The sequence below is a fragment of the Prevotella sp. AM23-5 genome, from assembly GCF_003473645.1.
GTDB classification, from domain to species: Bacteria; Bacteroidota; Bacteroidia; order Bacteroidales; family Bacteroidaceae; genus Prevotella; species Prevotella copri_A.
In genome coordinates, this window is sequence record NZ_QUCG01000025.1 from 39,439 (window position 1) to 47,472 (window position 8,034).

Genomic DNA, 8,034 nt, shown 5'->3' on the forward strand with positions numbered 1-8,034 from the left:
CTAAAAACTGAAATAATTATGAGAACTAGAAAATTATTATATATGGGTTGTCTCATGGCAGCATCCTTGCTTACCTTCTCTTCTTGCGGAGACTTCCTGGATGAGGAACCTAAGGGACAGTTGACCCCAGATAACTTCTTCAATAGTGAAGATGACCTGACAGCAAGTGTTAACGCACTGTATGACAGAATCAACCAGACACAGAGCTGGACCAACCCTATGTACCCACAGTGGCAGGGTGATGATATCACAGCCAACCCTGGTTCTAACAAGCAGGCTTGTGCTGCCCTCGATGCTTTTGCATCTGATGGTGCCAACAAGGGTGTAACTGACGCCTGGAACCAGCACTATTCTGTAATCAAGGCTGCCAACCTGATTACCGAGAGTGCAAGCAAGGCTCCTGTTGCTCAGGATAAGATTGATGTAGCTTTGGGTAATGCACACTTCTGGCGTGCATACGCTTACTACTATCTGGTACGTGTATTCGGTCCTGTGCCATTGATTACCGGTACCGATGTTTCACAGTTGGAGGTTGCTCCATCTAGTGTAAAGGATGTATATGAACTGATTGTATCAGACTTGAAGGCAGCCGTTAACGAGCTTCCTACCAAGTATGAGAAGGAGCCTAGCCGTTTGTTCGGTGTGGATATCTGGACAACCAAGCAGGCTGCACAGGCTACCCTGTCAGCAGTTTACATGTCTATGGCTGGCTACCCACTCAATATGGGTACAGAGTACTACAAGCTCGCTGCAGAGCAGGCTAAGTCTGTCATTGACAACAACGGTTCTTACGGTTTCATCCTGAACCCAGAGTGGAAGGATGTTTACTCTATGGGCAACAACTACAACATGGAGACCGTGCTTGGTATCAACAACGATGCTCGTGGCTGGTGGGATCATGACTCTCAGCTTTCTTCCTGCTGCCGTTTCGAAGGTCTCGGCGATGGTGGCTGGGGTGACGCCTGGGGTGAAATCGCATTCTGGAAGAGATTCCCAGAGGGAGCTCGTAAGGATGCTATCTACGCTCCTAAGGTTACTTTCCAGGATGGAAACAAGATTACAAAAGCTGTTGATTGGTGGGCACTGAAAGAAGATGGAAAGACTCCAGAGGTTGAGGCTTATCACCCAATGTTCTGTATCTTCACCGTTAACTCTGATGAGAACGGCAACATGCTCCGTCAGGCTTACGATTACCTGGCTCCTAACTGGGGTGGTATGGTTAACGACCGTCGTCACAACCTGATCCGCTATTCAGAGGTTCTTCTCTGGTATGCTGAGAGCGCAGCTCGCTCTGGTGGTGACTTGAACAAGGCTAAGGAGTGCCTCCGTCAGGTTCGCAGCCGTGCCGTAAACGATGTTGAGAACGTTACTTTGAGCGATGGTACTACCGTGAAGATTGCTGATATGAATGCAGAGCAGCTGGCTGAGGCTTGCTACATTGAGCACGGATGGGAAGTTGCCGGCAACTGGGTATCTATGGTTACCCGTCGTTCTGACGAGCTTCGTATGAACGAGTTGAAGAAGAACTTCGACTACCGCGTAACGAATGCTCCTCTCGTAGTAGCAGAGCAGAATGGCAAGACCTATACTGCTAAGGAAAGTGTAACTGTTTCAGGTTCTTGGTCTGAGGATAGAATCTACTGTCCATATCCAACAACAGACGTTGAGAAGAACCCTAACCTGAAGAGATAAAAGCTTGCTAGGTTTGTTTATTATAAGAATAACTCAACTGTTTTCTCTTGAAGAAATTGTTGGGTTCAGGTTTAAATTGAAGAGGGTGCGCCAACTGATGGCGCCCCCTCTTTTTGGCATTTTATCAACCTCTACTATCTTTGTCTATAATTCATTCATTATTAACTATATATCACCAGAATCATGATGAATAATAACCGAAATCAACTCAATCGTTCATTACTGGCATTCGCTGCCTTGCAGGTAATGCCGCTGTCGCTCTTCGCTCAGGGAGAACGACCAAACATCTTGTACATCATGTGTGATGACCATGCCATGCAAGCCATCAGCGCATACGGTAGTCCAATCTCCAAATTGGCACCGACACCTAACATCGACCGCCTAGCTGAAAGGGGAATGAAATTCAACGAAGCTTTCGTGGAGAACTCTCTCTCTACTCCAAGCCGTGCGTGCCTGATGACGGGTCTTTACAGTCACCAGAACGGACAGCGCCAGCTTGCCGAGGGTATCGACTCTACCAAGACCTTCTTCTCAGAACTGCTGCAGGGGGCAGGCTATTCTACTGCCGTAGTGGGCAAGTGGCACATGTCCTGCAGTCCGAAGGGATTCGACTACTATCATGTTCTGGATGACCAGGGTCAGTACTACAACCCAACCTTCGCTTCTACCGGCCAGTACGGTAACTTCAAGCAGGAGATGGGCTATGCCACCGACCTCATCACCGACCATGCCATCGAGTACCTGAATAACCGCGACAAGAACAAGCCATTCTGCCTGCTGGTTCACCACAAGGCACCTCACCGGCTCTGGATGCCTAACACCAAGTATGTAAGCAAGTATGCCAACGTCAACTTCCCGTTGCCAGAGACTTTCTGGGATGATTACGAGACCCGTGGTTCTGCAGCATCTACCCAGAAGATGTCTATCGACAAGTATATGGAGATGGTACGCGACCTGAAGGTTCCTGAGATGTACGATCCTTCTACTCCTGAGGGAAGAGATTCCTATGCCGGACTGATGGGCGAGATGAACCGCATGACTCCACAGCAGCGTGCCATCATCGATGCCTACTACATGCCAAGAAACCGTGAGTTCCTGAGCAAGAACCTGACCGGCAAGGAGTTGATCGAGTGGAAATACCAGAACTACATCCGCGACTATATGGCCGTGATTGCCTCTGTAGATGAGAGCGTGGGCAGACTGCTGGAATATCTCGACAAGAACAACCTCACCGACAACACCATCATCGTCTATACATCCGACCAGGGATTCTATATGGGCGAGCACGGCTGGTTCGACAAGCGATTCATGTACGAGGAGTCATTCCATACACCGCTCATCATCAGCTATCCTAAGCACATCAAGGAGGGAAGCGAGTGCAACCAGATGGTTCAGAACATCGACTTCGCACCTACCTTCCTCGACCTGGCAGGTTTGCAGAAGCCTAAGTACATGCCTGGCACTTCACTCCAGCCTCTGTTTGCCGGAGCACCTGTCAAGAAGTGGCGCAAGAGCCTGTACTATCATTATTATGATTACCCTACCTACCACCTGGTACGCAAGCACGATGGTGTACGCACCGAGCGCTACAAGCTGATTCACTTCTACGGCAAGGGTGGCGAGAGAGCCGTGGTAGAAAACAAGTACCAGGGTCAACCAGGCACTAGAGAGAACAACTGCTTCAATGCCCTCAAGTCAATCAACTACTTCACCGATGATGCCGACATCGACTACTGGGAGTTGTATGATATCAAGAGCGACCCTAACGAGCTACACAACATCTACGGCAAGCCAGGCACTCAGAAGATTGAGAAGGAACTGAAGAAGTTGCTCGCCAACTACCGCAAGAATCTGAAGGTAGATGAGTAGAATCTAAAGGTAGAAGATTCTAAATATAGATGAATAGAATCCAAAAACAGAAATTTATGAAGACAAACAAGACAATATGGCTCACTGGGGTAGGCATGATTTGCCTGCCTACCCTGGTGTGCGCCAAGCAGAACGTACAGCAGCCCAACATTCTCTTCATCCTCTGCGATGATATGGGATATGGTGACTTGGCTTGCTACGGTCAGCCTTACATCCATACCCCCAACATCGACCAGATGGCAAGAGAGGGTATGCGATTCACCCAGGCATACGCCGGTTCGCCGGTTTCAGCCCCATCACGTGCTACCATCATGACGGGTCAGCATACCGGTCATACCCACGTAAGAGGCAACAAGGAGTACTGGAGAAACGTGCCAATGGTGAAGTATGGAGTAAATGAGGACTTTTCTGTTGTGGGTCAGGAACCTTACGACCCGCAGCATAAGATTCTTCCGGAGATGCTGAAGGACAAGGGTTATCGCACCGGAGTCTTCGGCAAGTGGGCAGGCGGATACGAAGGTTCTGCCTCAACTCCCGACAAGCGTGGCGTAGATGAATTCTACGGCTTCATCTGCCAGTTCCAGGCACATCTTTACTATCCTAACTTCCTCAACCGCTACAGCAAGGCTTTGGGAGATACGGCGGTGGTAAGAGACATCATGGAGCAGAACATCCAGTATCCGATGTTCGGCAAGGACTATCACAAGCGCAACCAGTATTCTGCCCGCATCATCCACGACAAGGCACTGGAGTGGATTGACCGTCAGGACAGTAAACATCCATTCGTAGGCTTCCTCACCTATACCCTGCCTCATGCCGAACTGGCTCAGCCGGAGGATTCCATCCTGGAGAACTATCAGAAGAAGTTCTTCGAGGACAAGACCTGGGGCGGACAGGAAGGTTCCCGATACAACGCCGTGGTTCATACCCACGCCCAGTTTGCCGGAATGATTACCCGTCTTGACCAGTATGTAGGCGAAATCTTCGCCAAGCTGAAGGAGAAGGGTCTCGACAAGAATACCGTGGTGATCTTTACCTCGGATAACGGTCCTCACGAGGAGGGCGGTGCCGACCCAAAGTTCTTCGGTCGCGACGGCAAGCTGAAGGGCTTGAAGCGCCAGTGCTACGAGGGCGGCATCCGCATCCCGTTCATCGCCTGGTGGCCGGAGCACATCAAGGCGGGCAGCGTAAATGATACCCAGTTTGCCTTCTACGACCTGATGCCAACCTTCTGCGACCTTGCCGGAATCAAGAACTTCGCCAAGCGCTACACCAACAAGAAGCTGGCAGGTGATGGTTTCGACGGAATCTCCATCGCTCCTACCCTTCTGGGCAAGGATGCCGAACAGAAGCACCACGACTATCTCTACTGGGAGTTCCACGAGACCGACCAGATTGGTGTGAGAAAGGGCGACTGGAAGATGGTAGTGGTAAAGGGCGAGCCACGTCTCTACAACCTGGCATCGGACATCCACGAAGACCATAATGTAGCGGCAGAGCATCCTGAAATCGTAAAGGAACTCCTGGCTGCCATACAGAAGGAGCACAGAGACAACCAGGATTTCAAGATTACCCTGCCTAAGTTCTGATTCTTAACAAAAGTGGATTAAGGAGTTAACTTCCTCCATATGTAAAACTTGAAAACATGATGAACGACAACATAGCAACCCCATTTGCCAAGCCCCTGTATGTGATGCTGAAGCCAGCAGGTGCCCATTGCAACCTGGCTTGCAAATACTGTTATTATCTGGAAAAGAACCATCTTTACCAGAACACTCCCCGACATCTGATGAGCGATGAGATGCTGGAGCAATTCACCCGGGAGTACATCGAGGCACAGACCATGCCCCAGGTGCTCTTTACCTGGCACGGAGGCGAGCCGCTGATGCGTTCCATCGACTTCTACAAAAAGGCGCTGGCGCTTCAGAAGAAGTACGCCCACGGCAAACAGATAGACAATGTCATCCAGACCAACGGCACCCTCCTCACCGACGAGTGGTGCGAGTTCTTTGCACAGAACCATTGGCTGGTAGGCATTTCCATCGACGGACCCCAGGAGTATCACGACCACTATCGCGTAACTCCTGCCGGAAAGCCTTCCTGGGAAAAGGTGATGCAGGGCATCAGTCTGCTGAAGAAACATCGGGTGGAATGGAACGCTATGGCGGTGGTCAATACCTACAACGCTGAACATCCGCTGGAGTTCTATCATTTCTTCAGGGACAACGGTTGCCAGTACCTGCAGTTTACCCCTATCGTGGAGCGACTGACGGAACATGAAGACGGTCGCACCCTGGCAAGTCTTGCAGACGACAGGGAGATTCCGCTTGCGGATGCTTCCGTTACTCCGGAACAGTGGGGCAACTTCCTCTGCACCATCTTTGACGACTGGGTGCGCCACGATGTGGGTAAGATGTTTGTGGAAATCTTCGACTGCACGCTTGCCAACTGGATGGGTGTGCTGCCGGGCATCTGCGCCTACTCCAAGGAGTGCGGTCATGCGGGCGTGATGGAGCACAATGGCGATGTGTATTCCTGCGACCACTTCGTCTTTCCGGAATACAAGCTTGGAAACATCCGGGAGCAGTCGCTCATCGACATGCTTTACGGCGAGAAACAGCAGGCATTCAGCCGGTTGAAACATACCTCGCTGCCCCGCCAGTGCAAGGAGTGCGACATGGAGTTCGCCTGTCATGGTGAATGCCCGAAGAACCGTTTCGAGAAGGATAAGTATGGAGAGCCGGGACTGAACTATCTCTGTCAGGGATATTACCAGTATTATTCGCATGTGGCTCCCTACATGGACTTCATGAAGCGAGAACTCCTCGCCCAGCGTCCACCAGCCAACATCATGAATGTTTTAAAAAAATAACTAACGATTATCATTATGAACAAGACTTATATGACTATCGCCCTGCTGTCGCCGCTGGCTTGCACGGCTGCGATGGGAGCCAAGAAGGCGAAGGCAAGCAATCAGCAGAAGCCTAACGTCATCATCATCCTTGCCGATGACCTGGGTTATGGCGACCTGGGATGCTATGGTGCCAGGAACGTAGAGACTCCGAATGTGGATAAGCTGGCGGAACAGGGAATCCGTTTCACCGATGCCCACGCCATCGCCTCTACCAGTACCCCATCCCGCTACTCTCTGCTCACGGGCGAATATGCGTGGCGCAAGCCGGGCACCGATGTGGCTCCGGGCGATGCGGGAATGATTATCAAGCCTACCCAGTTTACCATGGCAGATATGTTCAAGAGCGTAGGCTATTCTACCTGTGCTATCGGCAAGTGGCATCTGGGCTTGGGTGCCGAGACTGGCAAGCAGGACTGGAATGCCCCATTGCCGTCAGCCCTGGCTGATATCGGCTTCGACCATCATTACATCATGGCTGCCACAGCCGACCGTGTGCCTTGTGTATTCATAGAAGATGGCAAGGTGGCTAACTACGATCCGTCGGCTCCTATCGAAGTAAGCTATTACAGAAACTTCCCTGGCGAACCTACCGGAAAGGACAACCCTGAGTTGTGCTATAATATGAAGTCGAGCCACGGCCACAACATGTCTATCGTGAACGGCATCGGCAGAATCGGTTATATGAAGGGTGGCGGTAAGGCATTATGGAAAGACGAGAACATCGCCGATTCCATTACTACCCATGCCATCGACTTCATCAAGAAGAACAGCAACAATCCTTTCTTCCTCTATTTTGCCACCAATGATGTCCACGTGCCTCGTTTCCCACACCAGCGTTTCCGTGGAAAGAGCACTATGGGTGTGCGTGGCGATGCCATCGTGCAGTTCGACTGGTCGGTGGGTAAGATTATGGAGACTCTGGATAAGTTGGGCATTGCGGATAACACCATCGTATTGCTGACCAGCGACAATGGTCCTGTGGTAGATGACGGTTATCAGGACCAGGCAGAGGAACTCCTGAATGGTCACAAGCCAGCGGGTCCTTGGCGCGGCAACAAATACAGTGCCTTCGAGGGAGGTACGGCGATTCCGGTCATCGTGCGCTGGCCCAAGAACGTGAAGGCAGGTCAGACCTCCGATGTTCTGATGTCACAGATCGACTTCATGGCTTCATTCGGCAATCTGATTGGTGCCACCTTCCCTAAGGGCAGTGCGCCAGACAGCAGGAACCATCTTGGCAATCTGCTCGGCACCGACACCACCCATCGTCCATGGGTAGCCGAAATGTCGAGCAACCATGTACTTTCCATCCGCACCAAGGAGTGGAAATACATCGAGCCGAACGATGGTTCCAAGATGATCAAGTGGGGTCCGAAGATAGAGACCGGCAACGATCCTCTTCCTCAGCTCTACCGCATCTCCGACAATCTCTATGAGCAGGATAATGTAGCAGATACTCATCCTAGCATCGTTTATGAGCTGCAGAACATCTTGAGAAGAGTAAGATAATAAAATCTGCGCTAACGTTTTTCCCCACACGCCCTGAAAGGGCAGAAGCT

At 51.0% G+C, this 8,034-nt stretch carries 5 protein-coding genes; all 5 read left to right on the forward strand.

All coding sequences use genetic code 11. From position 1 onward, the window contains the following. The first annotated feature begins 18 nt into the window (after nucleotides 1-18). A complete protein-coding gene (locus tag DW657_RS07985) occupies nucleotides 19-1,692 on the forward strand; it encodes a RagB/SusD family nutrient uptake outer membrane protein (protein WP_118312094.1) in 1,674 nt (557 codons plus the stop codon). A gap of 246 nt (nucleotides 1,693-1,938) precedes the next feature. After that, on the forward strand, nucleotides 1,939-3,561 hold the full coding sequence (locus DW657_RS07990) for a sulfatase (protein WP_233546675.1): 1,623 nt from the start codon (nucleotides 1,939-1,941) through the stop codon (nucleotides 3,559-3,561). Nucleotides 3,562-3,656: 95 nt separating this feature from the next. Next, nucleotides 3,657-5,150, forward strand: coding sequence for an arylsulfatase (locus tag DW657_RS07995; RefSeq protein WP_118312099.1), 1,494 nt, complete (start codon nucleotides 3,657-3,659; stop codon nucleotides 5,148-5,150). A gap of 59 nt (nucleotides 5,151-5,209) precedes the next feature. Next, a complete protein-coding gene (locus DW657_RS08000) occupies nucleotides 5,210-6,433 on the forward strand; it encodes an anaerobic sulfatase-maturation protein (RefSeq protein WP_118312100.1) in 1,224 nt (407 codons plus the stop codon). 15 nt (nucleotides 6,434-6,448) lie between these two features. Beyond that, a complete protein-coding gene (locus tag DW657_RS08005) occupies nucleotides 6,449-7,984 on the forward strand; it encodes an arylsulfatase (RefSeq protein WP_118312095.1) in 1,536 nt (511 codons plus the stop codon). Nucleotides 7,985-8,034: the final 50 nt, after the last annotated feature.

Coding starts and splice junctions, on each gene's coding strand:
- DW657_RS07985 (WP_118312094.1), top strand. CDS start 19: ATGAGAACTAGAAAATTATTATATATGGGTTGTCTCATGGCAGCATCC.
- DW657_RS07990 (WP_233546675.1), top strand. CDS start 1,939: ATGCCGCTGTCGCTCTTCGCTCAGGGAGAACGACCAAACATCTTGTAC.
- DW657_RS07995 (WP_118312099.1), top strand. CDS start 3,657: ATGATTTGCCTGCCTACCCTGGTGTGCGCCAAGCAGAACGTACAGCAG.
- DW657_RS08000 (WP_118312100.1), top strand. CDS start 5,210: ATGAACGACAACATAGCAACCCCATTTGCCAAGCCCCTGTATGTGATG.
- DW657_RS08005 (WP_118312095.1), top strand. CDS start 6,449: ATGAACAAGACTTATATGACTATCGCCCTGCTGTCGCCGCTGGCTTGC.